Source organism: Streptomyces griseoaurantiacus (assembly GCF_036189845.1).
Lineage (GTDB): Bacteria > Actinomycetota > Actinomycetes > Streptomycetales > Streptomycetaceae > Streptomyces > Streptomyces griseoaurantiacus.
Window position 1 is genome coordinate 5,271,649 of record NZ_CP108326.1, and the last position, 25,299, is coordinate 5,296,947.

23 protein-coding genes are annotated in these 25,299 nt (G+C 72.9%); 17 read left to right on the forward strand and 6 right to left on the reverse strand.

Annotated features, from left to right (window positions below):
* The first annotated feature begins 51 nt into the window (after positions 1–51).
* Positions 52–1,182, forward strand: coding sequence for a tRNA 2-thiouridine(34) synthase MnmA (mnmA, locus tag OHB09_RS23550; protein ID WP_006139687.1), 1,131 nt, complete (start codon positions 52–54; stop codon positions 1,180–1,182).
* A gap of 445 nt (positions 1,183–1,627) precedes the next feature.
* Here mnmA and OHB09_RS23555 read toward each other — a convergent pair whose 3' ends face one another.
* Complete coding sequence (locus OHB09_RS23555; RefSeq protein WP_191853349.1) at positions 1,628–2,185, reverse strand: TetR/AcrR family transcriptional regulator; 558 nt, start codon at positions 2,183–2,185, stop codon at positions 1,628–1,630.
* A gap of 124 nt (positions 2,186–2,309) precedes the next feature.
* On the opposite strand from OHB09_RS23555, the gene OHB09_RS23560 reads away from it, so the two are divergent.
* Positions 2,310–3,224 (forward strand): alpha/beta hydrolase, encoded by a 915-nt coding sequence (locus tag OHB09_RS23560; RefSeq protein WP_191853348.1) that lies wholly within the window; start codon positions 2,310–2,312, stop codon positions 3,222–3,224.
* 46 nt (positions 3,225–3,270) lie between these two features.
* Here OHB09_RS23560 and OHB09_RS23565 read toward each other — a convergent pair whose 3' ends face one another.
* The 4 genes from OHB09_RS23565 to OHB09_RS23580 all read right to left on the reverse strand — a co-directional run bounded on the left by OHB09_RS23565 (position 3,271) and on the right by OHB09_RS23580 (position 7,235).
* Positions 3,271–4,695, reverse strand: coding sequence for a hydrolase (locus OHB09_RS23565; RefSeq protein WP_191853347.1), 1,425 nt, complete (start codon positions 4,693–4,695; stop codon positions 3,271–3,273).
* A 150-nt stretch (positions 4,696–4,845) separates the two neighbouring features.
* Positions 4,846–5,802: a ketopantoate reductase family protein gene (locus tag OHB09_RS23570; protein ID WP_318295298.1), complete on the reverse strand. Its 957-nt coding sequence runs from the start codon at positions 5,800–5,802 to the stop codon at positions 4,846–4,848.
* A gap of 200 nt (positions 5,803–6,002) precedes the next feature.
* On the reverse strand, positions 6,003–6,785 hold the full coding sequence (locus OHB09_RS23575) for an alpha/beta fold hydrolase (RefSeq protein ID WP_328922502.1): 783 nt from the start codon (positions 6,783–6,785) through the stop codon (positions 6,003–6,005).
* A 111-nt stretch (positions 6,786–6,896) separates the two neighbouring features.
* Positions 6,897–7,235: a DUF427 domain-containing protein gene (locus OHB09_RS23580; RefSeq protein ID WP_040894744.1), complete on the reverse strand. Its 339-nt coding sequence runs from the start codon at positions 7,233–7,235 to the stop codon at positions 6,897–6,899.
* A 72-nt stretch (positions 7,236–7,307) separates the two neighbouring features.
* Between OHB09_RS23580 and OHB09_RS23585 the strand changes: the two genes are divergently transcribed.
* The 6 genes from OHB09_RS23585 (at position 7,308) to OHB09_RS23610 (ending at position 13,094) form a co-directional block, all read left to right on the forward strand.
* Entirely contained in the window at positions 7,308–7,847 is a 540-nt protein-coding gene (locus OHB09_RS23585) for an LOG family protein (RefSeq protein WP_040894778.1), read from the forward strand.
* Positions 7,848–8,164: 317 nt separating this feature from the next.
* The gene (locus OHB09_RS23590; RefSeq protein WP_167793847.1) at positions 8,165–8,680 is read left to right on the forward strand and encodes a hypothetical protein; all 516 of its coding nucleotides are present in this window, start codon (positions 8,165–8,167) and stop codon (positions 8,678–8,680) included.
* 105 nt (positions 8,681–8,785) lie between these two features.
* Complete coding sequence (locus OHB09_RS23595) at positions 8,786–11,119, forward strand: glycoside hydrolase domain-containing protein (protein WP_191853345.1); 2,334 nt, start codon at positions 8,786–8,788, stop codon at positions 11,117–11,119.
* 54 nt (positions 11,120–11,173) lie between these two features.
* Positions 11,174–11,593, forward strand: a complete 420-nt coding sequence (locus tag OHB09_RS23600; RefSeq protein ID WP_006139679.1) for a hypothetical protein — start codon at positions 11,174–11,176, stop codon at positions 11,591–11,593.
* The gene (locus OHB09_RS23605; RefSeq protein ID WP_328922503.1) at positions 11,590–12,306 is read left to right on the forward strand and encodes a hypothetical protein; all 717 of its coding nucleotides are present in this window, start codon (positions 11,590–11,592) and stop codon (positions 12,304–12,306) included. Before OHB09_RS23600 ends, OHB09_RS23605 begins: the two co-directional genes overlap by 4 nt.
* A gap of 98 nt (positions 12,307–12,404) precedes the next feature.
* Positions 12,405–13,094: an SDR family oxidoreductase gene (locus OHB09_RS23610; RefSeq protein WP_093598384.1), complete on the forward strand. Its 690-nt coding sequence runs from the start codon at positions 12,405–12,407 to the stop codon at positions 13,092–13,094.
* Here OHB09_RS23610 and OHB09_RS23615 read toward each other — a convergent pair.
* Entirely contained in the window at positions 13,063–14,031 is a 969-nt protein-coding gene (locus tag OHB09_RS23615) for a helix-turn-helix domain-containing protein (RefSeq protein ID WP_191853343.1), read from the reverse strand. The genes OHB09_RS23610 and OHB09_RS23615 overlap by 32 nt on opposite strands.
* Before the next feature lie 188 nt (positions 14,032–14,219).
* Between OHB09_RS23615 and OHB09_RS23620 the strand changes: the two genes are divergently transcribed.
* The 9 genes from OHB09_RS23620 (at position 14,220) to OHB09_RS23660 (ending at position 25,239) form a co-directional block, all read left to right on the forward strand.
* Positions 14,220–14,945, forward strand: coding sequence for an SDR family NAD(P)-dependent oxidoreductase (locus OHB09_RS23620; protein ID WP_167793792.1), 726 nt, complete (start codon positions 14,220–14,222; stop codon positions 14,943–14,945).
* Positions 14,946–15,015: 70 nt separating this feature from the next.
* On the forward strand, positions 15,016–16,023 hold the full coding sequence (locus OHB09_RS23625) for a methionine synthase (protein WP_167793791.1): 1,008 nt from the start codon (positions 15,016–15,018) through the stop codon (positions 16,021–16,023).
* A 15-nt stretch (positions 16,024–16,038) separates the two neighbouring features.
* A complete protein-coding gene (gene ligA / locus OHB09_RS23630; protein WP_006139673.1) occupies positions 16,039–18,234 on the forward strand; it encodes an NAD-dependent DNA ligase LigA in 2,196 nt (731 codons plus the stop codon).
* A 229-nt stretch (positions 18,235–18,463) separates the two neighbouring features.
* Complete coding sequence (locus OHB09_RS23635) at positions 18,464–20,881, forward strand: bifunctional diguanylate cyclase/phosphodiesterase (protein WP_191853342.1); 2,418 nt, start codon at positions 18,464–18,466, stop codon at positions 20,879–20,881.
* A 239-nt stretch (positions 20,882–21,120) separates the two neighbouring features.
* Positions 21,121–21,417: an Asp-tRNA(Asn)/Glu-tRNA(Gln) amidotransferase subunit GatC gene (gene gatC / locus OHB09_RS23640; protein ID WP_006139670.1), complete on the forward strand. Its 297-nt coding sequence runs from the start codon at positions 21,121–21,123 to the stop codon at positions 21,415–21,417.
* Positions 21,418–21,422: 5 nt separating this feature from the next.
* Complete coding sequence (gene gatA, locus OHB09_RS23645; RefSeq protein ID WP_006139669.1) at positions 21,423–22,916, forward strand: Asp-tRNA(Asn)/Glu-tRNA(Gln) amidotransferase subunit GatA; 1,494 nt, start codon at positions 21,423–21,425, stop codon at positions 22,914–22,916.
* On the forward strand, positions 22,913–23,155 hold the full coding sequence (locus tag OHB09_RS23650; protein WP_006139668.1) for a hypothetical protein: 243 nt from the start codon (positions 22,913–22,915) through the stop codon (positions 23,153–23,155). Before gatA ends, OHB09_RS23650 begins: the two co-directional genes overlap by 4 nt.
* 15 nt (positions 23,156–23,170) lie before the next feature.
* The gene (gene gatB / locus OHB09_RS23655; protein WP_093598399.1) at positions 23,171–24,685 is read left to right on the forward strand and encodes an Asp-tRNA(Asn)/Glu-tRNA(Gln) amidotransferase subunit GatB; all 1,515 of its coding nucleotides are present in this window, start codon (positions 23,171–23,173) and stop codon (positions 24,683–24,685) included.
* Between the two features lie 140 nt (positions 24,686–24,825).
* Positions 24,826–25,239 carry a hypothetical protein gene (locus tag OHB09_RS23660; protein WP_404829080.1) on the forward strand — a complete coding sequence of 138 codons (414 nt, stop codon included), beginning with the start codon at positions 24,826–24,828 and terminating at the stop codon, positions 25,237–25,239.
* Positions 25,240–25,299 lie beyond the last annotated feature (60 nt).

The following is a 25,299-nucleotide window of genomic DNA, read 5'->3' on the forward strand; positions in this document are numbered from 1 at the left end:
AACGGATACTCGCGTGTTCCGGTTCCCGCGCCCCCGTACCCTGGAGGGGTTATGACTGACGACACCCCGCAGACCCGCCGCCCCCTCCGTGTCCTCGCCGCCATGTCCGGCGGGGTCGACTCCGCCGTCGCCGCCGCCCGCGCCGCGGAAGCGGGCCACGACGTCACGGGCGTCCACCTCGCGCTCTCCGCGAACCCGCAGTCCTTCCGCACGGGCGCGCGGGGCTGTTGCACCATCGAGGACTCCCGGGACGCCCGCCGTGCCGCGGACGTCATCGGCATCCCCTTCTACGTCTGGGACCTCGCCGAGCGCTTCCGCGAGGACGTGGTGGAGGACTTCGTCGCCGAGTACGAGGCGGGGCGCACGCCCAACCCCTGCCTGCGCTGCAACGAGAAGATCAAGTTCGCCGCGCTGCTCGACAAGGCGCTCGCGCTCGGCTTCGACGCCGTCTGCACCGGCCACTACGCCCAGGTGATCCTGCGCGAGGACGGCACCCGCGAGCTGCACCGCGCCTCCGACATGGCCAAGGACCAGTCGTACGTCCTCGGCGTCCTGGACGAGCGCCAGCTCGCCCACGCGATGTTCCCGCTCGGCGACACGGTGACGACGAAGGAGGAGATCCGCGCGGAGGCCGAGCGCCGGGGCCTCGCCGTCGCCAAGAAGCCCGACTCGCACGACATCTGCTTCATCGCCGACGGCGACACCCAGGGCTTCCTGTCCAAGCGGCTCGGCCGGGCGGAGGGCGACATCGTCGACGAGTCCGGCACCAAGGTCGGCACCCACGAGGGCGCCTTCGGCTTCACCATCGGCCAGCGCAAGGGCCTGCGCATCGGCACCCCGGCCGCCGACGGCAAGCCGCGCTACGTCCTGGACATCTCCCCGGTGACGAACACGGTCACGGTCGGCCCGGCCGCCGCCCTGGACGTCGACGCCCTCACCGCGGTCAAGCCCCGCTGGTGCGGCACGGCCCCCTCCGGCCCCGGCACCTACACGGCCCAGCTCCGCGCCCACGGCGAGGAGACCGAGGTGAGCGCCGAACTCGTGGACGGTGCCCTGGAGGTCACCTTCACCACCCCCGTCCGCGGCGTCGCCCCCGGCCAGGCCGTCGTCCTCTACCAGGGCACCCGCGTGGTCGGCTCGGCCACCATCGCCTCGACGCGGCGGGCGGTCGCGGCGGTCTGACCGCCCGGCTGCCGCCGCTCGGCCCGCGCCCCCGACGCCTTCACGGGGCAGGGGCTGCTGACCCTCGACGCACTCGCCGAGCGCTGGTGCGGCTGCGGCACCGGCGAGGGACCGAACGGGCCCGCCGGCAGGACCGTCTGCTTCGAACCGGCCCTCCCGCCGGGTCCGCCGCCTGCCCTCGCGGCCTGACCCCGTAAGCCGCCGGGGGCCCGTGGCTTGACCGCGCGCGGCCGAAACATGCCTGGTCGGCTCCCCGGAACCGGCAGCGGTCGACGCGTCCAGTGCCGGAACGCCGGTCCATGAGCCGGGACGACGAGGTGGCTCAGCTCAGACGTGGACGGACTGCAGCGACGTATCGCGGAGGCGGAACGCGACCTGTGGTGTGGTGCCGCGGCGCCGGGGATCTCGCCGCCGTGGGACGGGGCCCGTCCTCCCGGGGAGGGCCCTATCGGGGTCCCACGCCGTGCAGGAACACGTCCAGTACGTCCTGGGCCCGGGTGTGTGCGTCCTCGCCGCCGGGGCGGACGGCGGCCTCGTGCATCAGGGCGAAGTAGATCCGCAGGACCCAGTCGGTGTCGAGGTCCGGCCGGATCAGGCCCTCCTCGCGGGCACGTGAGAACGCGGTGGTCAGGCCCGTGAGGACGGCCGGGTCGAGGGTGGAGTCCTCGGTCGTCCCGTCCCCCGTGAGGTCCACCGCGAAGCGCCAGTCCACCTTCAGGGTCAGTGCCACGTCGGTCAGTTGGTGAAGCGCGACCAGCGGAGGCGCGGTCTCGGGCCTCGCCCGGGCGACGACCTCCCGCAGCCGGTCGTTGACGAGGCCGGTCAGGGCGGCCAGCAGGGCGGCGCGGGAGGCGAACCTCCGGTGCACGGTCGACCGTGCCACGCCGGCGGCGTCCGCGATCTGTTCGAGGGTCGCCTCGGGATTCCCGCGCAGCAGCCGATCGGCCGCCTCCAGGATGCGCGCCGTCGAACGCTCGGCGTCCGCCCGCAGGGCTCTAGGCATGTGGACCTCGGTTCACCATGCACAAAATGCTACACGACTGTCCCAGCATTTCCTTAACTGCGACATGCGTGTAGCGTTTCTGGCGTCCGGGCGGATCGGCCCGGCCCCTGGCGAGAGGACTGCCATGACAGTCGACGAAATCGAGTTCCCGTCCTACGAGGGCACCTGCACCCTGCGAGGGCGCGCCTACGTTCCGGGCGGCCACGACGGCCCCGTTCCGGTGGTCGTCGCCAGCCACGGCATGGGCGACTCGGCCGACCGCCTGGTGATCGTGGCGGAGTGGCTGTGCCGTAACGGCTTCGGCGTCGTCCTGTACGACCACCGCAACTTCGGGCCCAGCGACGGCCTGCCGCGTGGAGAGTTCGACCCGGTCACCCAGTGCCGCGACATGCAGATGGCGCTTACGTACGCCCAGTCGCACCCCCGGTTCGACGCCGACAGGGTCGGGCTGTGGGGCACCAGCTTCAGCGGCGGTCACGTGCTCGCCCTGGCCGGGTACGACGACCGCGTGAAGGCGGTCGTCGCCCAGACCCCGTGGATCGCCGGCACGGTCATCGCGGAGCAGGCGATCGGCAAGGAGGGGCTCGCCTCGTTCCGCGGAATGTTCCACGAGGAGCGCCGCCGCACGCTCGAAGGGAAGCGACCCTCACGTCTCAAGCAGGTGCTGATGCCCCACGACCCCCCGGGCACCTTCGCCCTGGTGGACACCAAGGAGGGGTACGACTACGCCATCAACGGCCCCGCCGGGGTCCCCGCGCAGTGGGAGAACTCGTTCACCGCCCGGTCGTTGGAGCACGCGGTCGAGTTCGACGTCCGGTCCTACGCCGAGCGGATCGCCCCGCCGACGCTCATGATCCTCGCGGGCGGGGACCGCATGATCCCCGGTGACATGGCGCGGGCCTTCCTCGAGGAGGTCAGGGCGACCAAGAGCCTGGTGGAGATACCGGGCGCCGAGCACCACTCCCTCTACGTCCCCGGACGCGGCTTCGAGCAGTCCATGGAGGCGGCCACCCGCTGGTTCTCCGAACACCTGGCGTGAGGCTCGCCCCGGCCGCGCCCGGTGTGCGGGTCACCGCGCGGCCGGCTCACACGGTGAGCCGGAGCGCCTGGATCCACTGGTTGTTGTCGTGGGTGCCGGCGTAGGTGAAGTCCAGTCCGGCGCCGGGCTGGTCGCAGACCAGGCCGATCCAGTCGCCGTCATGGACGTAGGTGTCCTGGCAGACGTTGCCCCTGCCCTTGTCGACGTTGACGGCGAAGCCCAGCATGTGCGGGGCGCCCTTCTTCGTGCTGCCCGCGTAGGTGTCGCCACCGTCCGCGGCGACGGACCACGGGTCGAAGTACTTCCCCTCGCCGTTGGTCGACGCGGGGTCGTGGACGTAGGCACGGGTGTCGGTGCCCTGGGCGCCGGCCACGGCGACGTTGACGGCGGTGATCGTGCCCTCTCCGGGCGTGCCGGCGGTCTCGCCGTCGCACTCCGCGTCCGTCCAGCCCTCGCCCGCCACGAACGCCCGGTAGCAGATGTGCCGTCCGTCCGGGTCCTGCGCGGCGAGCTTCCGGACGGCGGTCGCCGCTGTCGCCGCGGGAGCCTTGGGCTTCTTGCTCCCGGCACCGCCGCCCCCGCCGCCCCCGCCGCCCCCCGCGCCGCCGGAGGCCGGAGCGGCGGGGACGGAGGCCGGGGCCTCGGGGCTGCTGGGCGCCTTCAGCGAGGGCGGGGCGGAGGGCGGCAGGGTGCTGACGCCGGCCCCCTGCATCTTCTCGGTGGCCGCGGTGCGGACCTGCGGCTTGTAGGCGATCCACAGCATCACGAAGGTGACGGCCAGGGCCAGGAACAGGCCGAGGCAGGTGGCGAGCCAGCGGGGCAGGAACCCCCGCTGGACGTACGTGCCCTCGACCTTCAGCGGCGTCACGCCGGACCGCTGCACGGACAGCGTGTACGGCCGGTCCTGCTTCGCGCCGAACCAGATGATCCGCCGCGGCTTCAGCACCGCCTGAACGAACGCCGCACGGCCCGGCTCGATCTGCACATTGCCCGGACGGACCTCGTAGGACAACTGGTCGCCGTTGTCGCTGCCGTTCACCGAGGCCGTCAGCCTCGTGTTGCCCAGGTTGTCCACGGCCAGCTTCGGGCGCCCGCGCAGGCGGCCCTTGACCGTCGGCGGCACGAGTTCCGCCCGCACCTCCGTGAACGGGGTCACCGTGACGTTGCCCTCGGGTACGGCCGCCGCCTCCGGGTGCTCGGTCGGCGTGATGCGGACCCCGTACGGGTGGGGGCCCGCCGCCGCGTCCGCCGTGCGCGGGGGAGCGATCCTCAGGTCCACCGTCCCGGTCGTCCCCGGGTACAGGCGCAGCGTCGCCGGTTCCACCACCGTCCACGGCGCGAGGGAACCCACCGGTTCGAAGCGGTACTCGTCCACCACGTCACCGGTGTTGCGCAGACGCAGCCGTACGGTCGTGCTGCCACCCGGGTCCACGGTGGTGGAGGCGGGTTCCAGGGAGGTCCAAAGGCTCACCCGAGGACGTTAGACGTGACGTCCGGCCACGTCAGGAGGCCCAGGGGCAGGGACGCGTGCCCGAAGAGGCGGGAGGCGCTGCCCCGCCCCGCCTCTTCGTGCCGCCGCCGCTGCCGGGGCGTCGGCTCCCCGCCCCTGGTGCCCCGTCGTTCAGAGGGCGCCCACCTCGGCCACCAGGCGCGTGGCCGTCGGTACCGCGATCCCGTGCCGCTCGGCCGCGCGGAGCACGGCTCCGCCGATCGCGTCCAGCTCCAGTGGACGGCCCGCCTCCGCGTCCCGCTGCATCGAGGACCGCATGCCGGCCGGGCACGCGTCGAACATCGCCACGCTGCGGGCCGCGTCGAGCGGGGCCCCCTCCGCCCGGCCGACGGCGGTGGTCTCCTCGATCAGGGCGAGCAGTTCCTCCCGGTGCTCGGTGCGCACCGGGCCGGCGCCGGTGCCGTACCGCGTGGTGAGCAGGGCGAACGGGGCGAGGAAGGCCAGCTTCGCCCACAGGATCGCGGTCTCCGACTCCGCGACCCGGGCCCGGAGGCCGGCGGCTTCGAGCACCGCGGCCACCTCGGTGAGCGGTCGTGCCGTCCCGCCCGCGAGGTCGATGTCGGCGAACGGGCTGCCGTGCTCGATCACCCCGGGCGCGACCCGCGCGGACTCGACCCGGATGACACCGGCCGCCACCCGGTCGTGGCCGTAGCGGCCGCGCAACGCCCCGGTGTGCTCGACGCCGTTGAGGAGGGGCAGGACCAGCGCGTCGGGGCCGAGCACGGCCGCCGGGACCCGCTCCAGGGCCTCGTCCAGGCTGGTGTGCTTGACGGCCACCACGCACAGGTCGACCGGTTCGCGCAGAACGGTGTCGGCCTCCACCTCGGCGGTGAAGTCCCCGAACGGCTCGCTGCGCACCCGGATGCCGTTCTCCCGCAGGGTCTTCGCGGTCGCCTCACCGGCCAGGCAGATCACCCGGTGCCCTGCCCGGGACAGCAGCGCGGCGAGCAGCCCGCCCACGCCGCCCGGGCCGAGTACGGCCACGGTCCAGGGGCGGTGGGCGCCGGCGGCCTCGGCGGCGTTCTCGGGGGCCGGCGTGCGGTGCGGTTCCGGTGCGGTGCTGGGCATGCGGCGGCTGTCCTTCCGGTCGTGGGCCGGCCCGGTGGCCGGAACTGTGCTCCCGCTCAGCGCCAACACGCGCCGGCCCCACCGCATTTCCGCCACCGAGGGGTCAGCCGTCGGCGGCCCGGCTCGGGCGCGCCACGTCATGTCCGTCACCCGCGGCCCGGCTCGGGCGCCACCGCCGCGCCCGTCGCCGGCCGCCCGGCTCAGGCGCCGAGGAACTCCGTGAGCACGGGGGCGAGGGCGTCCGGGTCGACCATGTGGTTCTGGTCCTCCAGACAGCGGTACTCGCCCTCGGGGACCACCTCCGCCACCGCCCTCGCCGCCTCGCGCAGCCACTGCGGGCTCGCCCCGCCGGCCACGGCCAGGACCGGCACGCGGACCGCCGCCAGCCGTTCGCGGGGCACCCGGCCGCCGCCCATCACCGCGTCGTCGTACGCCAGGGTCGGTGCGACCGCCTCCATGCCGGGCCACATGGGGGAGGGGCGGGCGCTCGCGATCATCTCGGGGGCGAGTCCGGTGAGGGAGAGGAACAGCTCCACCGCGTCGCCGCGCGCCCCCCGCCGCAGTGCCTCGGTGAGCCGCTCGGTGTACCGCTCGCGCGCCCTCGCGTCCTCCTCCGAGAGCGCGAACGGGGGCTCGTACACGGCGACCCGGGACACCCCTTCCAGGCCGCTCGCCGCCGCCTCCAGGGCGAGTGCGCCACCCGAGGAGACGCCGTAGAGGGCGGCGCTCCCGCCCACCTCCCCGATCAGCGCCCCGAGGTCCTCCACCTCGCGGGCGACCGCGTACGGCTCGGTGTCCCCGCTGCCGCCGCGGCCCCGGCGGTCGTAGACGACCACCTCGCAGCGCTCCGCCAGCCGCGCGGCCAGCGGAGCCGTCGTCGCGCCCGTCGACATCGCCCCGCTCACCAGCACGATGGCCGGGCCCCTTCCGGAGCGTGTGTACGCGAGGGACGTGCCGTCGCGCGAGGTGACCGTCCTGTCCATGCCTGCCCTGTCTGCCGTCCCTGTGCCTGTCATGTCACCGGAGACTGCCACCGGGCTCGGCGATCCCCGGGTACGACACGGCGGGCGGGGACGGTGGGACGTACGGGCGGGTCAGGCGGCCGGCGTGCCGACCACCTCGACCTCGTAGAAGCACAGGTGGTCCTTGATCGCGGCCACCTCCTCCTTCGGCTCCGGGTAGGCCCACACCAGGTCGGCGGCGTCCGGCAGCGACCAGTAGGAGGCCGTGCCCTTGAACGGGCAGACCGTGTGCGTCGGCGAGGGCGTCAGCAGGTCCGTCCGGACGTCCTCGGGGGGCAGGTAGTACCGCGGGGGACAGCCGGTCTCCCGCAGGACGAGGGGGCGGTCGCTCTCGGCCAGCACCTGCCCGCCGTGCACCACCCGCACGCGCGCGTCGCTCTGTTCGACTGTGATCACGTGTCCTTTGCTCATGCCGGTTCAGCACCGGTGCCCGCCCGGTTCTTCCCGTCCGGCGGCCCGTTCTCGCCGCGTACCGTGGTCGCCATGCGAATCTGCGTCTTCCTCTCCGCCGCCGACCTCGACGAGCGCTACACCCGCCCCGCCCGCGAGTTCGCGGAACTCCTCGGCAAGGGCGGCCACACCCTGGTGTGGGGCGGTTCCGACGCCGGTCTGATGAAGGTCGTGGCCGACGGCGTCCAGGAGGCGGGCGGGCGGCTGTGCGGGGTCTCCGTCGACTTCCTCTCGCACAAGGTGCGGCCCGGCGTCGACGACATGGTCGTCGCCGGGGACCTCGCCGAACGCAAGCGGCTGCTGCTGGAGAAGGGCGACGCCGTCGTCATCATGGTGGGCGGCACGGGCACGCTCGACGAGGCCACCGAGATCCTGGAACTCAAGAAGCACGGCCACACCGACAAGCCCGTCGTCCTGCTCAACACCGCGGGTTTCTACGACGGCCTCAAGCAGCAGTTCCACCGCATGGACGCCGAGGGCTTCCTCCCGCGCCCCCTGGCCGAGCTGGTCTTCTTCGCGGAGGAGCCGGTGGGGGCGCTGGCGTACCTGGAGGAGAGCGTGGGGATCGAGTGAGGGCGGGCGGGGGGAGCCTCCCCGTGCCCCGCACGGGCGGCCGTTCATGATCGGCCAATTCCCGGAGGGCGGACCGCCGCCCTCCGCATGACGGGCACAGAGGCTTCACTCAGTCGTCGCACGTGTTTCCGTCCTGTGCCGGGACGGCCCGGACGTCCGGGCCGTCCCGGCACAGGACGGTTTTCGGACGCGCGCACTTCCGCGCTCGATGATCGCCCCCTTACTGAAGTGTTCACGACACGCATACAGTGACTCCGCCGGCTCGATCCCGAACACATGTTCGACATTCGACGTTCGACGAGAGGACCCCCCCTCCCATGCCCAAGCTCACGGCAGCCCTCCGTACGGCGGCGGTCGCCGCGGCCCTGGCCACGGTCGGCGTGGCCGCGCCGCAGGCGGTGGCCGCGCAGCACCCCGCCCCGTCGGTCTCCGCCGAGGCCGACGCCACCACCCGGGCCATCGCCACGAGCGACCCGCAGGCCGTGTCGGCGGCGGCCACGGTGTGCGGATCCGGCTACACGCTGAACAAGGCCGTCCCGCTGCCCTTGGGCACCGACCCCAACCTGCGGCTGGGCACCCTGTTCTCCTACGGGAACGGCGGCAAGGGGTGCGCCATCCTCGACAACAACGTGGGCAAGTCGCAGTACATGTACCTGCGTGTGTGCAAGATCGACGGAACGGGCTGCGACACCGACTCCGGCAACTTCAGCGAGTACGCGGGCCCCGTCTACGTCTCGAGCTTCGCCTGCGCACCGGTCACCGCCAAGATGGGCAGCAAGTCCAGCAGCCTCTACATCGACTACACGTCCGAGTACGTGTTCCCCTGCGGCTGAGCCGTCCCCCTCGACACCCCTCGCCTCGTCCGTCGACGGCTGCCACCCCGTGGGCCGGCGCGCGACGGCGCCGGCCCAGCGCGGTTCCACCGGAAGGAGCACGAGATGGACGAGAAGGTCCTCGCCGCCCAGAAATGGGTGAACGCCACCTACGGCGGTGTGAGCGGCTACAACAGATGTCCCGAGAACGGCGCCACCGGGTGGGCGACCATGTTCTCGCTCACCCGGGGCCTCCAGGTCGAGTTGGGCATCACCGCCCTCTCCGACAGCTTCGGCCCCACCACCCTGTCCAAACTGGCGGCCCTCGGGGACATCGGCCCGTCGACCTCCAACAAGAACATCATCCGCATCGTGCAGAGCGCCCTGTTCTGCAAGGGGTACTGGGGCGGGAACGAGGACGGGACCTACGACGCCGCCACCACGGCCTCCGTCACCCAGCTCAAACGCAACGCCGGCTTCGCCGTCCCCTCCGACGGGAGGGTGCAGCCGAAGATATTCAAGGCACTGCTGACCATGGACGCCTATTCGCTGCTGTCGGGCGGCACCGAGGAGGTGCGCACGATCCAGCAGTGGCTCAACAGCAGTTATCTGAACAAGTCCACCTTCTTCCTCATCCCCTGCGACGGGCACTACACCCGGGACGTCCAGACCGCCCTCATGAAGGCGCTGCAGTACGAGTTCGGCGTCCCGGAGGACCAGGCGACCGGGAACTTCGGCCCCACGACCCAGGCCGGACTGCGCAACCATCAGGTGGCCGAGGGCGACTCGGGCATCTTCGTCAAACTCTTCAGTGCCGCCTGCGTCTTCAACGGCCGCGTCGGCTCCACCTCGACCGTGTTCAAGACGGCGTTCGACTCGGCCCTGACCACCTACGTGCGCGCCTTCCAGGAGTTCTCCGCGCTCACCGTCAACGGCCGCGGCGACTACCAGACATGGGCCCAGCTACTCGTCTCCATGGGCGACCCCGACCGGGACGCCGGCGCCTGCGACACGCGTTTCCACATCAGCGTCGACCGGGCACGCGCCCTCGTCTCGGGCGGCTACACGGTGGTCGGCCGCTACCTGGACGAGGACCCGGACAGCACCCTCGACAAGGAGATCCAGCCCGGGGAACTGGACGCCATCTTCGACGGCGGCATGCGGGTCTTCCCCATCTCGCAGTACGGCGCCCGCTCGCTGTCCGACTTCACCTTCCCGCAGGGGTACGCGCACGCCCAGAAGGCGCACGACCGCGCCGTCGGATACGGGTTCAACACCGGCACGGTGATCTACTTCGCCGTCGACTACGACGCCACGGACCCGGAGATCACCAGCAACATCGTCCCGTACTTCAACGGTGTCCAGTCGGGCCTGGCCAGCCGCGGGAAACGCTATGTCGCCGGCGTGTACGGCTCCCGGAACGTCTGTTCACGGGTGAGCGCGGAGGCCTACGCGCGCTACTCGTTCGTCTCCGGGATGTCCTGGGGATTCTCCGGCAACCTCGGCTTCCCGATGCCGGAGAACTGGTCCTTCACCCAGATCAAGGAGTTCCGGTTCAGCGCGAGCCAGACCGACTCCTTCGACCTGGACCGCGACGTCCAGCGGCCGCACGCCGACAAGGGAGTCGGACGCGACGGCATCGGCGGCACCGAGTCCCCGGTCTCCAAGTACGTGCAGTACATCGCCGACCTCTACAGCACCGCCGTGCGGTACGACAAGGGCAACCCGAGCCTGCGCGTCATGGAGTACCTGCGCTATCCCCGCTACGTCGACCTCTACAGCGGCTGGCAGACCCTGATCGGTGACGTCGACCGCGACTGGATCGCCTACGCCGAGGACAACGGGCCGAACCGGGTCACCAGTTTCACCGACCCGTCGTACGGAGTGACCGTGCACGCCGACCACTTCGGCGCCACCGCCAACGCCTTCTACCTCAAGGGCAGCGGCTCCGGGACCGGCGCGAACCGGGGGGACTTCGGCGGCTGGGGCGGCGACCTCAGCACCTTCTACGGGGACTGGCGCAACAACGCCGACTCCTATGCCTCCGGTTACGCCTTCTGCATGGACCGGCTCGCCAAACTCAACGTCAGCTCCTCCTTCTCCTTCGGCGACATGGTGGAGGACGTCGACGGCTATCTCGTCGGCACGGCCGTGAAGAACGGGGCCCGCATCGACGAGCAGGTCCAGTCCCTCATCGGTGGGAACGGCCATCTGCGCCGGTTCACGAACTACTTCGCCCAGCGGCACGGCAGCAGCGTCTCGCACGCCGAGGACACCGCGCGGACCATGCTCGTCGACGTCGGGGACGACGACGTCCTGGACGCCATGCGGACCCAGGCGATCCGGCAGGTCTCGGGATGGAACACACTGCTTCCCGGATACCTCACGGACGGGAAACTCGATCCGTACCTCCAGGGCTATGCGGAGACCCTGCAGAAACTGGCCGACCAGGAAGGCTGACCGGCGGCCGGCGACGGGGCTCCCCGGCCGCCGTCCGGCAACCATGGTGGAAACGTGCTGACCTTCTTCGTCGTCTGCCTGTGGACCGTCCTCGGCGCCCTGCTCGTCGGAGCCGTCGTCCGGCTGCTGCCGGGCGGCCCGCCCGCGCGCCGGGCCGCCGCGGCCGCCGGATTCCTGCTCTGCGCGCTGGCGCTGTACCTGTGGGGCGCCTCCCACATGTTCGCCACGGACATCGAGGAGACCTGCACCCTGCAACATCACCAGCCGCTGGAACCGGCCTACGGCCAAACCTCGCTCGTCCCGCTGCACCGCAGGTGCAACGCGCACTTCGACCTCGTCCCGCCCTACGTGAATCCCGGCGTCGTCGCCTACCTCGTGGCCTGTGCCTGCTGTCTGGGGACGGCCGTGCGCGCCCGGCTCGTGGAGCACCGGAGTCCGGCCGGAGGCCGGGAAAGGAACACTGAGGCACAGTGAACGATCACAGCGAGAACCTGGGCCGCCGCGGCTTCCTCACGGCCGTCGGCCTCGTCGGAGCGGCATCCGCCCTCTCCCTCGGATCCGCCTCCACCGCCGGCGCGGCCCCCCGGGCCGCTGCCGCCGCCGACGGCAAGGGCGGGCACTGGTCCGGCAGCCGCTCGGCGAACGGGTGGCCCGTCAAGGAGGGAGCAGGCCGGCCCGCCGGCATCGCGGTCCACCGCGTCGAGGGCTCGAACGCCTCGGTGGCCCTGCTGACGGGCGACGTGGCCACGGTCCTGCTCCACGTCACGCGCCGCTTCCACTACGAGATCCGCACCCTGGGGGCGGGACAGGTGCACGGGCACACGGCGGACCGGACCGTGCGCGCCGACCAGGAGTCGAACTACCTGTCCGGGACGGCCGTCGCCCTCTGCCCCGACCTCTACCCGGCCGGTGCGCGGGGCGGCCTCTTCCCGCACGAGGTGACCGTCGTGCGGGACATCCTCGCCGAGTGCCAGGCCGTGGTGCGCTGGGGCGGCGACGACCCGGTCGCACCGAAGGAGGGCCACTTCCAGATCGACGTGCGGCCCGGCGACGCGGGGCTGCGCAAGCTGGCCGAGAAGATCGAGAAGTGGAACCGGACACCGGGGGAGGGCGCCGGCACGATCGACGCGTTCACCCCGCGACGCCTCCGCGCCGCCGAGGCGATGCGCGCGCGGCAACGCGCCTGAGGGGCGGCGCCGGAGGACGGCCGCGGGGCGTCCGTGGCCGCCCCGGGCAGGGGCGGGGGCGGCGACGGACCGCGCGGGGGAAATGCGAGCATGGCCCCATGGCTACACATGTGATCACCGGGGCCGGCTCCGGCATCGGCGCGGCCGTCGCGCGGCGGCTGCACGCCCGCGGGGACGAGCTCGTGCTGCACGCGCGGGACGCGGCCCGCGCCAAGGAGCTCGCCGCCGAGTTCCCCGGGGCCCGGACCCTCGTCGGCGACCTCGCCGACCCCGACCGGCTGTCCTGGGCCTTCTCCCACCAGTCCCTCCCCGACCGCGTCGACTCCCTGCTGCACATCGCGGGCGTCCTCGAACTCGGCCCGGTCGGCGAACTGACCCCCAAGTCCTGGCGCCACCAGATCGACGTCAATCTGCTGGCCCCCGCCGAGCTGACCCGCCACTTCCTTCCGCAACTGCGCGTCGCCCGCGGCCACGTCGTGTTCGTCAACTCCGGCTCCGGCCTGAACGCCCACGCCGGCTGGGCGGCGTACGCCGCCTCCAAGCACGGGCTGAAGGCCCTCGCGGACGCCCTGCGCGAGGAGGAGCACGCGGCCGGCGTCCGCGTCACCTCCGTCTACCCCGGCCGCACCGCCAGCCCCATGCAGGCCAAGGTCCACCAGCAGGAGGGCAAGAGCTACGACCCGGACCGGTGGATCGACCCCGAGTCCGTCGCCACCACCGTCCTGATGTCCCTCGACCTGCCCCGCGACGCCGAGGTCAACGACCTGACGGTGCGCCCGGGACGGTGACGGGGACGGGGTCCACCGCCGTCGCCCTCGCGTACTCCGTCGGGGTCTGCCCGTAGCGGCGGCGGAAGAGGCGGGCGAAGTGGCCGCCGTCGGCGAACTGCCAGCGGGCGGCGACGTCCGCGACGCTCGCCCGCCGGCCGGTGGCCAGGAGCGCGCGGCGGGCCCCCTCGAGACGGCGCTCGCGGATGTAGGCGCTCAGGGAGTGCTCCTCGCCCGCGAAGGCCCGCTGCAGGGTGCGCACGGAGACGTTCAGTTCCCCGGCGATCACGGTGGGGGTGAGGGCGGGGTCGGTGAGCCGGCGGTCGGCGAGGTCCCGGGCGGCCTGCGCCAGCGCCGGCGACAGCCGGGGCTCCCTGTCGTCGGCCCCGCCCCGCACCACGGCCCGGGCCAGCTCGGCCAGGGTGTCGCGGGCGGCGTCGAGCCCGGCCGGCCCCAGGTCGTCCAGCATCCGGCCCACCGTGGCGGCGTGCGCGGTCAGGAGCCGGGCCTCGGGGGTGTCGCCCGGGCCCGAGGCCGCCCTGTCCGGGCCGTGCCGGATCTCCGCGGCCGGCAGCACCAGAATCCGCACGGCGGACCCCGGCGAGGCCGCGAAGTGGGTCAGCCGTCCCGTCTGCATCAGCAGCCGTCCCGCCGGCACCGTGTGCTCGGTGCCGCCCGGCAGCCCGATCCGCCAGTTCCCCCGGTCGACGATCCACAGCCGTACGTGGTCCTGCGAACCCACCGACCGGCCGTCCGTCCGCAGGGCGGCCGCGTTCTCGAAGCGGTTGAACATCGTGTCCCGCAGCCGGAATCCCCGCGAGCGCGCCCCGAAACCGGCGAGGGTGCCCCGGTCGAACGGCGCCAGCGCGAAGCCCTCGCCCATCCGGGACCGCCACGCGCGGGCGAAGTCGCCGAAGGCGCCGGCCCCTTCCAGGCTCACCGAGAGGCTGCCGTGCATGTTCTGGTGCTTCTTCCTTCCGCGTACCACTGCCGTCGCGGTTGTCGCGCATCTCCGGCCGGAGCTGTCGCATCGGTCCGCGACCCCGCCCCTGGGGCCCTCCTAGGGTTCGGACGACGGCGCGAAGAAGCACGCCGGTGCGCGTCCCCTGGCGCGCGCGAACCGGAACAAGGGTACGAGGTGGCGAGTTGAGCACGATCGCGATCGTCGGCGCGGGGCCGCAACTGGGCCGGGCGATCGGCCGGAGATTCGGCGCCGAGGGCTTCGACGTGGCGCTGATCGCCCGGGGCGCGGAGCGGTTGGGGGAGATCGCGGAGGAGCTGTCCGGCGAGGGCGTCCGGGCCGAGGTGTTCCCCGCCGACATCACCGACCGGCCCGCCCTGCACGAGGCGCTGACCGCCGTCGAGGAGCGCCTAGGACCGGTGGAGGTGCTCGAGTACTCGCCCGCGCCGACCCCGGCCGACCTGCGCCGGGCACCGATCGTCGGGGCCGTCGAGGTCACCGTCGAATCGGTCCTGGCCCAACTGGACCTCTACCTGCTCGGCGGTGTCGCCGCGGTGCAGCACGTCCTGCCCGGCATGCTGGCACGCGGCTCGGGAACGGTCCTGGTCACCAGCGGCGCCGGCTCCGGACCGCTCATCGCCCCGCACGTGGCGAACATCCAGATCGCCACCGGCGGGATGCGCAACTGGATCCTCAACCTGAACGCGGCGCTCGCCGGCACCGGCGTGCACGCCGCGCACATGGCGATCGCCGCCTACATCGGGCAGGGCGGGCACGCCTCCCGGCCGGAGACGATCGCCGGCACGCACTGGCGGATGCACACCGACCGCACCGAGGCCGAAGTGCTCGTCGAGGACCTGCCGGAGGACTACCTGGAACGCGGTCTGGCGGACAAGTTCGGCGACTCCTGACCCGTCCGCCCGCCGCCCCGACCGGTGGGCGGACGCCGAACCCTCCCGCGCCAGGCTCTAGGCTTCCCGCGTGAGTGAGAACAGCCAGTTCAGGTTCGGGCCGGCCACCGGCGTCGGATCGATGCCCGGTGGTGACGCGCGGGAGGCCGCGAAGACCGTCACCGGGTCCTTCGAGGACTTCCCCTTCCTCGCCGAGCTGCCCGCGCGCGGGCCCGGCGCGGACATGATCGGCCGCACCGCCGGGATGCTCGTCGAGCTCTACGCCCGCGTGGAGCCCAGCGGCTGGCGGATCGGGGACCGCCCCGGCCGGGACACCCGGCGGGCCCGCTCCTGGCTCCGCCAGGACCTCGACGCCCTGGAGGAGTTCACCCAGGAGTACCGGGGCCCCCTGAAGGTGCAGGCCGTGGGGCCCTGGACGCTCGCCGCCGCCCTGGAGCTGCGCAACGGCGAGGCCGCCCTCTCCGACCCCGGGGCCTGCCGCGACCTCGCCGGCTCGCTCGCCGAAGGGCTGCGGGCGCACCTGGCCGAGGTGCGCCGCCGGGTGCCGGGCGCCCAGGTCGTCCTCCAGCTCGACGAGCCCTCCCTCACCGCCGTCCTGCGCGGACAGGTCCGCACCGCCAGCGGCTACCGCACCCACCGCGCCCCGGACCGGCAGGTCGTCGAGGCGGCCCTGCGCGAGGTCGTCGGGGTCCACGAGGCGGGGCCCGTCCTCGTGCACTCCTGCGCCCCCGACGTGCCCTTCGCCCTGCTGCGCCGGGCCGGCGCAGCGGCCGTCTCCTTCGACTTCTCCCTGCTCACCGAGCGTGACGACGACACGCTGGGGGAGGCGGTGGAGGCGGGGACGCGGCTCTTCGCCGGTGTCGTCCCCGGCACGGACGGCCCGTTGTCGGACCCTGCCGGTAGCGTCATGGGTGTCAGGACGCTGTGGCGCAGGCTGGGGCTGTCTCCGGGGCTTCTCGCGGACACGGTCACGGTCACCCCCGCGTGCGGGCTCGCGGGCGCGTCCCCCGAGTACGCGCGCCGGGCGCTGGCCCACTGCGCCCGGGCGGCGAGGTCCCTCGCGGACGACCCAGAGTAACGGGAGGACAACACGGTGGCCGGCGACAAGCAAGCCCAGACCACGGCGGTGCCCGCGCAGGCACGGGAGCGGCACGTCCGGCTCGCCGAGCAGATCGAGGAGCACCGCTTCCGGTACTACGTGAAGGACGCCCCGGTCGTCAGCGACGCCGAGTTCGACCGGCTGCTGCGGGAGCTGCAGGAGCTGGAGGAGCGCCACCCGGAGCTGCGCACGCCCGACTCGCCCACCCAGAAGGTCGCGGGCGCCTACGAGACGGAGTTCACCTCCGTCCGGCACCGTGAGCGCATGCTGTCGCTGGACAACACGTTCAACGACGAGGACCTGGCCGCCTGGACCGAGCGCATCGCCAGGGAACTCGGCAGCCAGACCTACCACTTCCTGTGCGAGCTCAAGGTCGACGGCCTCGCCGTCAACCTCACCTACGAGCACGGCCGGCTCACCCGCGCCGCCACCCGCGGCGACGGCCGCACCGGCGAGGACATCACGCCCAACGTGCGCACGATCGCCGAGATCCCCGACCGGCTGCACGGCGAGGAGGTGCCGGACGTCGTGGAGATCCGCGGCGAGGTCTTCTTCCCGATGGAGAAGTTCCAGGAGCTCAACGCCCGCCTCGTCGAGGCCGGTGACAAGCCCTTCGCCAACCCGCGCAACGCGGCGGCCGGTTCACTGCGCCAGAAGGACCCCCGGGTCACCGCGAGCCGCCCCCTGCACATGGTCGTGCACGGCATCGGGGCCCTGGAGGGCTTCGAGGGCATGAGCCGCCTCTCCCAGGCCTACGACCTCCTGGGGAGCTGGGGTCTGCCCACCTCGCCCTACAACCGGGTGGTCGAGGACCTCGCGGGCGTACGGGAGTTCATCGCCCACTACGGCGAGAACCGGCACTCCGTGGCGCACGAGATCGACGGGGCCGTCGTCAAGCTCGACGAGATCCCCCTGCAGGGCCGCCTCGGCTCCACCTCGCGCGCCCCGCGCTGGGCCATCGCGTACAAGTACGCGCCCGAGGAGGTCAACACCAGGCTCGTCAACATCCGCGTCGGCGTGGGCCGCACCGGCCGGGTGACGCCCTACGCGCAGGTGGAGCCGGTGACGGTGGCCGGGTCCGAGGTCGAGTTCGCCACGCTGCACAACCAGGACGTGGTCAAGGCCAAGGGCGTCCTCATCGGCGACATGGTCGTGCTGCGCAAGGCGGGTGACGTCATCCCCGAGATCCTCGGCCCCGTCGCCGACCTGCGCGACGGCAGCGAGCGGGAGTTCGTGATGCCCGCCGACTGCCCCGAGTGCGGCACCCCGCTGCGGCCCATGAAGGAGGGCGACGTCGATCTGCGCTGCCCCAACTCCCGCGCCTGCCCCGCCCAGTTGCGCGAGCGGCTGTTCTACCTCGCGGGCCGCAAGTCCCTGGACATCGAGCACTTCGGCTATGTCGCCGCCGCGGCCCTGACCAGACCGCTGGAGCCCGCCGAGCCGCCGCTGACCGACGAGGGCGACCTGTTCGACCTCACCATGGAGCAGTTGCTGCCCATCAAGGCGTACGTCCTGGACCAGGACAGCGGGCTGCCCAAGCGCGACCCCAGGACCGGCGAGGAGAAGATCGCCACGGTCTTCGCCAACCAGCAGGGCGAGCCGAGGAAGAACGCGGTGTCCATGCTGGAGAACATCGCCGCCGCCAAGGAGCGCCCGCTGGCCCGCGTGCTCACCGGCCTGTCCATCCGTCACGTCGGGCCTGTCGCGGCCGAGGCGCTGGCCCGCGAGTTCCGCTCGGTGGACCGCATCGAGGCGGCGAGCGAGGAGGAACTGGCGGCCACCGAGGGCGTCGGGCCCATCATCGCCGCCTCCCTCAAGCAGTGGTTCGCCGAGGACTGGCACCGCGAGATCCTGCGCAAGTGGAAGGCCGCGGGCGTCCGCATGGAGGAGGAGAGCACCGGCGAGGACGAGGGGCCGCGCCCGCTGGAGGGCCTCACCGTCGTCGTCACCGGCACGCTCGAGCACCACACCCGGGACGGCGCCAAGGAGGCCCTGCAGAGCAGAGGCGCCAAGGTCACGGGCTCCGTCTCCAAGAAGACGTCGTTCGTCGTCGTCGGCGACAGCCCCGGATCGAAGTACGACAAGGCGATGCAGCTCAAGGTGCCGGTGCTGAACGAGGACGGGTTCGCCGTCCTGCTGGAGAGCGGACCGGAAGCCGCGGCCGAAGTCGCGCTTCCGACCGAGGAGTAGCGGTTGAAGGCCACCCGTTCGGCGCATACCAGATGCATACGGGTGGCCGGGTCGCATTCGGGCAACCGTCGTCGACCGCTGCCCGTGGAAGCCTTCAGCGGCCTACTGTTGAGATGTGCGCCTGCCGTGCCCCGCTGCGTGGTGGGTTTTTGGACGAGGTGCCGTCGGCAGTCGTCGCCGGCACCGGGCCGCGAACGCGTGGGCACCGCCGGCTGTGAGAGGGACGGGAATGGAACCGACCGAGAGCGCCGCCCCGGACGCGCGGCTGCGCGTGCGCCGGATCTCCGGCGCGTGGCGCCGCGGAGCCACCCGGACGGCGCGCTCCCGCGGCGCCGGGGCGATACCCGGCGCGGACTCCCCTCAGGCCCCGGGCACGTGGGGCCGCGCGGGCGCCCGGGGTGACGCGCGCGCGCCCGGCGCCACCGGGACCGGCGCCCCCGGAGCCGTGCCCGGGCAGGGCGCCTTCGGCGGTGGAGTGCCGCGCTGGGTGCGCGGCGTCTCCGGCTCCGGCGGGCCGCCGAAGCAGGGCGGGGCGCCCCGGCCGCGCGGCGTCACGCGGGACCGCTCCAGGGACGGGGGCGAGCACCACTCGCTGGAGCGCGGGGAGCGGGGCCCCTCCTGGCCCTCGCTGCCGGCGACCGTCGTCGGAGGCGGCGCAGTCGTCCTCGGCGCCGGCTTCTATCGCGCCTTCGACGGACAGCACGCGCTCTTCCCCTCCGGCACCCTCGGCTGGTCCCTCGCCCTGCTGACCGGCGTCATCGTCGGCCACCTCGTGGCGCTCGGCCGCTCCCGCTGGTCCGGCGGCACGGGCTCCGGCGCCGCCCTCACCCTCGCCGTCCTGCTGCTCCACGGCTGGGTCGCCGCCGGCATGATCAGCCTCACCACCGTCGTCCTGGTCGGCATCGCCCGGCCAGGCCGCTGGCGGCAGGGCGTCCTGCACGGCGCGGTGGACATCCTCGGCATCGGCACCGGCGCCCTGCTGCTGGCCGCCTGCGGCCGCGTCCCCACCGTGGAGAACCCCTGGTACCCGGGCGCCTGGACGCCGGCCACCGCGCCCCAGGTCGCGCTGGTCGCCTGCGCCTACCTCGTCGTCACCCGGGCCCTGCTGTGGTTCCTGCAGGGACCGCGCGGCGGCCATCTGCCCACCGTGGCTCGCACCGCCCTGGTCCGACAGGGACTGCTCGCCGTCGCCCTGCTCGGCATCACCCCGCTGATCTGTGTCGTCGCCGAGGCCCGGCCGCTGCTGCTGCCCCTGTTCGCCATCCCCCTCATCGCGCTCGACTCCACCCTGTGGATCGCCCGGGTCCGCGCCGAGGAGCAGTTGCGCGACCCGCTGACCGGGCTGCCCAACCGGCAGTGGCTGCTGGAGCGCACCTGGGGAGCGCTCGACGACGCCGAACGCATCGGGGCCAGGTCCGCCCTCATGCTGATCGACCTCGACCGTTTCCGTTCGGTCAACGACACCCTGGGGCACCTCGCGGGCGACCGGCTGCTCCTGCAGATCGCCGAGCGGCTCCGCCTGGCGCTGCCCCGCGGCGCCGAGGCCGCACGGCTCGGCGGCGACGAGTTCGCCGTGTTACTGCCGGTCGCGGACTCCACCACCTCCGCCTCCCGCGTCGCCCGCAACCTCGTCGTCGCGCTCAGCTCCCCGCTCGACCTCGACGGGCTCACCCTCGTCCTGGAGGCCAGCGCCGGGCTCGCCGTCTTCCCCGACCACTCCACGGACGCCGAGGGACTGCTGCGCCGCGCCGACGTCGCGATGTACCAGGCCAAGCGGGACCGCACCGGCGTCGAGGTCTACGAGTCCAAGCGGGACTCCAACACCCCCGACCGCCTCGGTCTGCTCGGCGACCTGCGGCGCGCGCTCGACGCGCACGAGGTGCAGCTCCACTACCAGCCCAAGGTCCGCTTCGACGGGGAGGTCGCCGGGCTCGAGGCCCTGGTGCGCTGGGTGCACCCCGAACGCGGCCGGGTCCCGCCGGACGAGTTCATCGCCATCGCCGAGTCCTCCGGTCTGATGCCGCATCTGACCGAGTACGTCCTGGAGACCGCCCTCGAACAGGTGGCCGCCTGGCGGGAGCAGGGGCTGTGCGTCCCGGTCGCCGTCAACGTCTCCCCGCGCGACGTCCACACCCCCGGCTTCGCCGGCTCCGTCGCCGCGCGGCTGGCCCGCCACGGGGTGCCGGCCGGCGCGCTGCAACTGGAGATCACCGAGCACGTGCTGCTGGAGGACCCGCAGCGGGCCGCCGACACGCTGGCCGCGCTCGCCGGGCACGGCGTGAAGATGTCGCTGGACGACTTCGGCACCGGCTACTCCTCGCTGGTCCACCTGCGGCGGCTGCCGGTGAGCGAGCTGAAGATCGACCGGTCCTTCGTGGCCCGGCTGGCGATCGACAACGAGGACGCGGAGATCGTCCGCTGCACCATCGACCTCGCGCACTCCCTCGGCCTGCTCGTCGTCGCGGAGGGCGTCGAGGACGACGAGACCTGGGAGCGGCTGCGCGACCTGCGGTGCGACGCGGTGCAGGGCTGGCTGGTGTCCGCGGCGATGCCGCCGGACGAGACGACGGCGTGGCTGCGGGCCCGGGGCGCGCCCCGTCGCACCCCGCCCGCGCCCGCTCTCCCGGCGGCGGCCGGGGACGAATGACCGACGGCCGCGGGGGCTTTGGGGACCGGCTCCCGCGCCCGCCTCGCGGCCGAGGCCGGGACCGCACAGGGGGTGTACCGGAGCAGGCCGCCGGGTGCCGTCCGGCGGGGCTTCCCGCGCGGTTCCCCGCGCCTTCGGCGGGGTCCCGCGCACGCCCGTGGCAAACCGGTGCGTCCTCACCCCGCCCGGCCCCATAGGATTGGGGCCAAACCGCACGCACTCACTCAGAGGAACGCTGCATGCCTGGCATCACGCGCGAGGAGGTCGCCCACCTCGCCCGGCTGGCGCGTCTGGAGCTGAAGCCCGAAGAGCTCGACCACTTCGCGGGACAGCTGGACGACATCATCGGCGCGGTCGCCCGCGTCGCAGAGGTCGCCGACCAAGACGTACCGCCGACCTCCCACCCGCTGCCGCTGACGAACGTCATGCGCGCGGACGAGGTCCGTCCCTCGCTCACCCCCGCGCAGGCGCTCTCCGGCGCCCCGGCCCAGGAGCAGCAGCGTTTCAAGGTGCCGCAGATCCTGGGGGAGGAGTAACCGCCATGAGCGACATCATCAAGCTCACCGCGGCCGAGACGGCCGCGAAGATCGCCTCGGGCGAGCTCACCGCCGTCGAGGTCACCGAGGCCCACCTCGCCCGGATCGAGGCCGTCGACGAGAAGGTGCACGCCTTCCTGCACGTCGACCGCGAGGGCGCCCTCGCCCAGGCCCGCGCCGTGGACGAGAAGCGCGCCCGGGGGGAGGAGCTCGGCCCGCTGGCCGGCGTGCCCCTCGCGCTCAAGGACATCTTCACCACCGAGGGCATCCCGACCACCGTCGGCTCCAAGATCCTCGAGGGCTGGATCCCGCCGTACGACGCGACGCTCACCAAGCGCCTCAAGGACGCCGACGTCGTCATCCTCGGCAAGACCAACATGGACGAGTTCGCCATGGGGTCCTCCACCGAGAACAGCGCCTACGGGCCCACCGGCAACCCCTGGGACCTCACCCGGATCCCCGGCGGCTCCGGCGGCGGTTCCTCCGCCGCGCTGGCCGCGCACATGGCCCCGCTCGCCATCGGCACCGACACCGGCGGCTCCATCCGCCAGCCGGCCGCCGTCACCGGGACGGTCGGCGTCAAGCCGACCTACGGCGCGGTCTCCCGCTACGGCATGGTCGCCTTCTCCTCCTCCCTCGACCAGGGCGGCCCCTGCGCCCGCACGGTCCTGGACGCGGCCCTGCTGCACGAGGTGATCGCCGGGCACGACCCGCTGGACTCGACCTCCATCGACGCCCCGGTCCCGCCGGTCGTCGAGGCCGCCCGCAACGGCAGCGTCGAGGGCATGCGCGTCGGCGTGGTGAAGCAGTTCCGCGGCGAGGGCTACCAGGCCGGCGTCATCCAGCGGTTCGACGAGTCCGTCGCGCTGCTGAAGGAACTGGGCGCCGAGATCGTCGAGCTGGACTGCCCGTCCTTCGACCTCGCCCTGTCGGCGTACTACCTGATCGCCCCCTCCGAGTGCTCCTCCAACCTCGCCCGCTTCGACGGCCTGCGCTACGGCCGCCGCACCGGCGACGACGGCAGCCACTCGGCAGAGGAGGTCACCTCGCTGACCCGCGAGGCCGGCTTCGGTCCCGAGGTCAAGCGCCGCATCATGCTCGGCACGTACGCCCTGTCCAGCGGCTACTACGACGCCTACTACGGCAGCGCCCAGAAGGTCCGCACGCTGATCAAGCAGGACTTCGAGAAGGCGTTCGAGCAGGTCGACGTGATCGTCTCGCCGACGACCCCGACCACCGCCTTCGCGATCGGCGAGCGCGCCGACGACCCGATGGCGATGTACCTGGCCGACCTGTGCACCATTCCGACCAACCTCGCGGGCAACGCCGCGATGTCGCTGCCCTGCGGCCTCGCCCCCGAGGACAACCTGCCGGTCGGGCTGCAGATCATCGCCCCGGCCCTGAAGGACGACCGCCTGTACAAGGTGGGTGCCGCCGTCGAGGCCGCCTTCGTGGAAAGGTGGGGTCACCCGCTGATCGAGGAGGCACCGTCGCTGTGAGCAACGCACTGTCCAAGGCCAAGGGCTTCAAGAAGTCCCGGACCGGTCTGTACGTCTCGATGGCCACGTCGGCGTTCGGCGCCCTCGGTGCCTACAAGCAGATCAAGAAGGCCCGCGACGACCACGACACGCTGCGACTGATCGACGCCGTTGTGACCGGCGCCGCGGTCGTCACCAACCTCGCCATCCTCTACCGCGAGCTGAAGCGGCTGGGCGACGACGACGTCCTGCTGGGCTGAGAGGGAAGTTACACCGTGACCACCACGACCGACCTGGTGTCGTACGAGGACGCACTCGCGTCCTACGACCCCGTCATGGGCCTCGAGGTCCATGTCGAACTCGGCACCAAGACGAAGATGTTCTGCGGGTGCTCCACGGAGCTGGGCGCCGAGCCCAACTCGCAGACCTGCCCCACCTGCCTCGGCATGCCCGGCGCGCTCCCGGTCGTCAACGCGACCGGCGTCGAGTCGGCCATCCGGATCGGCCTCGCGCTCCACTGCGAGATCGCCGAGTGGTGCCGGTTCGCCCGGAAGAACTACTTCTATCCGGACATGCCGAAGAACTTCCAGACCTCCCAGTACGACGAGCCGATCGCCTTCGACGGGTACCTCGACGTACAGCTGGAGGACGGCGAGGTCTTCCGGGTGCAGATCGAGCGCGCCCACATGGAGGAGGACACCGGCAAGTCGCTGCACGTCGGCGGCGCCACCGGCCGTATCCACGGCGCGTCCCACTCCCTGCTGGACTACAACCGCGCCGGCATCCCGCTCATCGAGATCGTCACCAAACCGATCGAGGGCGCGGGCGAGCGGGCCCCCGAGGTCGCGCGGGCGTACGTCGCCGAACTGCGCGAGCTCATCAAGGCGCTCGGCGTCTCCGACGCCCGCATGGAGATGGGCCAGATGCGTTGCGACGTCAACCTGTCGCTGCGCCCGCACGGCCGGGAGAAGTTCGGCACCCGCTCCGAGACGAAGAACGTCAACTCGCTGCGGTCCGTCGAGCGTGCGGCCCGCTTCGAGATCCAGCGGCACGCCGCGGTGCTCTCCTCGGGCGGCACGATCATCCAGGAGACCCGGCACTTCCACGAGGACACGGGGTCCACGACCTCGGGTCGCGTGAAGGAGGAGGCCGAGGACTACCGGTACTTCCCGGAGCCCGACCTGGTGCCGGTCGCCCCGTCCCGCGAGTGGGTCGAGGAGATCCGCGCCTCCCTGCCCGAGCTGCCGCTGGTGCGCCGCAACCGGCTCCGCGAGGAGTGGGGCATCTCCGGCTTCGACATGCAGGCGATCCTCAACGCCGGCGCGCTGGATCCGATCGTGGCCACGATCGACGCCGGCGCGGACGCCGCCTCCGCCCGCAAGTGGTGGATGGGCGAGCTGGCCCGCAGCGCCAACGAGTCCCAGAAGGCGCTGGACGAGCTGGCGATCACGCCGGAGCAGGTCGCCCGGGTCTCCGAACTGGTGGCCGAGGGCGACCTCAACGACAAGCTGGCCCGCCAGGTCATCGAGGGTGTGCTGGCCGGCGAGGGCACGCCGGACGAGGTCGTCGACAAGCGCGGCCTGAAGGTCGTCTCCGACGAGGGCGCCCTCGGCACCGCCGTCGACGAGGCGATCGCCGGCAACCCGGGCGTCGCCGACAAGATCCGCGGCGGCAAGGTGGCCGCGGCGGGAGCGCTGGTCGGCGCGGTCATGAAGGCCACGCGCGGCCAGGCCGACGCCGCCCGCGTCAAGGAACTCATCCTCGAGAAGCTGGGCGTCGGCGAGGGCTGAGCGGTACGTACGCACGTCCCCGGAGGGGGCGCACCGGTCACGGTGCGCCCCCTCCGGCACGTCCGGGACCGGTGTGCCGCATGTCTCGCCGGGCGGTCCGGGACCACGGGGCGCCACGGCAGCGGCTACGCTCCCGGGCCATGAGCGGACGTATCTCCTCCGAGGCCGGTGTGCACGACGCCCCGCACGAGAGCGCGCACCCCGCCCCGCACCCTGCCCCGTCCGACGCCCCCGGGACCGACGCGCCGGAGGACGCCCACGAGGACGCGTACGTCCACGAGGACGAGGGCGCGTACGAGGACGGGCCCTCCGACGCCCGCCGGGCCCGCTGGACCGCGACCGGCGCCGGCGCGCTGCTGACCACCGCGGGGCTCGCCGCCGCGGTGCTGCGCGCCCTCGACTCCGTCCCCCCGCTCGTCCCCCTCGCCTACGCCTGTGGCGCCTCCGGCTGCGCGCTGGCGGCCGTCCTCGGCTCCCGCGGCCGCACCCGCCGGGCCCTGTGGCTCATGATCGCCGGCACGGCGCTGATGGCGGTCGGCGACCAGTTCGACTGAGACGCCGCGACCGGCGGACGGAGAGCTTCCGCTCATTCCCCCGCGACCCTGTGAGTCATG

Coding starts and splice junctions, on each gene's coding strand:
- mnmA (WP_006139687.1), top strand. CDS start 52: ATGACTGACGACACCCCGCAGACCCGCCGCCCCCTCCGTGTCCTCGCC.
- OHB09_RS23555 (WP_191853349.1), bottom strand. CDS start 2,185: ATGCCTAGAGCCCTGCGGGCGGACGCCGAGCGTTCGACGGCGCGCATC.
- OHB09_RS23560 (WP_191853348.1), top strand. CDS start 2,310: ATGACAGTCGACGAAATCGAGTTCCCGTCCTACGAGGGCACCTGCACC.
- OHB09_RS23570 (WP_318295298.1), bottom strand. CDS start 5,802: ATGCCCAGCACCGCACCGGAACCGCACCGCACGCCGGCCCCCGAGAAC.
- OHB09_RS23575 (WP_328922502.1), bottom strand. CDS start 6,785: ATGGACAGGACGGTCACCTCGCGCGACGGCACGTCCCTCGCGTACACA.
- OHB09_RS23580 (WP_040894744.1), bottom strand. CDS start 7,235: ATGAGCAAAGGACACGTGATCACAGTCGAACAGAGCGACGCGCGCGTG.
- OHB09_RS23585 (WP_040894778.1), top strand. CDS start 7,308: ATGCGAATCTGCGTCTTCCTCTCCGCCGCCGACCTCGACGAGCGCTAC.
- OHB09_RS23590 (WP_167793847.1), top strand. CDS start 8,165: ATGCCCAAGCTCACGGCAGCCCTCCGTACGGCGGCGGTCGCCGCGGCC.
- OHB09_RS23595 (WP_191853345.1), top strand. CDS start 8,786: ATGGACGAGAAGGTCCTCGCCGCCCAGAAATGGGTGAACGCCACCTAC.
- OHB09_RS23610 (WP_093598384.1), top strand. CDS start 12,405: ATGGCTACACATGTGATCACCGGGGCCGGCTCCGGCATCGGCGCGGCC.
- OHB09_RS23615 (WP_191853343.1), bottom strand. CDS start 14,031: ATGCACGGCAGCCTCTCGGTGAGCCTGGAAGGGGCCGGCGCCTTCGGC.
- OHB09_RS23635 (WP_191853342.1), top strand. CDS start 18,464: ATGGAACCGACCGAGAGCGCCGCCCCGGACGCGCGGCTGCGCGTGCGC.
- gatC (WP_006139670.1), top strand. CDS start 21,121: ATGCCTGGCATCACGCGCGAGGAGGTCGCCCACCTCGCCCGGCTGGCG.
- gatA (WP_006139669.1), top strand. CDS start 21,423: ATGAGCGACATCATCAAGCTCACCGCGGCCGAGACGGCCGCGAAGATC.
- OHB09_RS23660 (WP_404829080.1), top strand. CDS start 24,826: ATGAGCGGACGTATCTCCTCCGAGGCCGGTGTGCACGACGCCCCGCAC.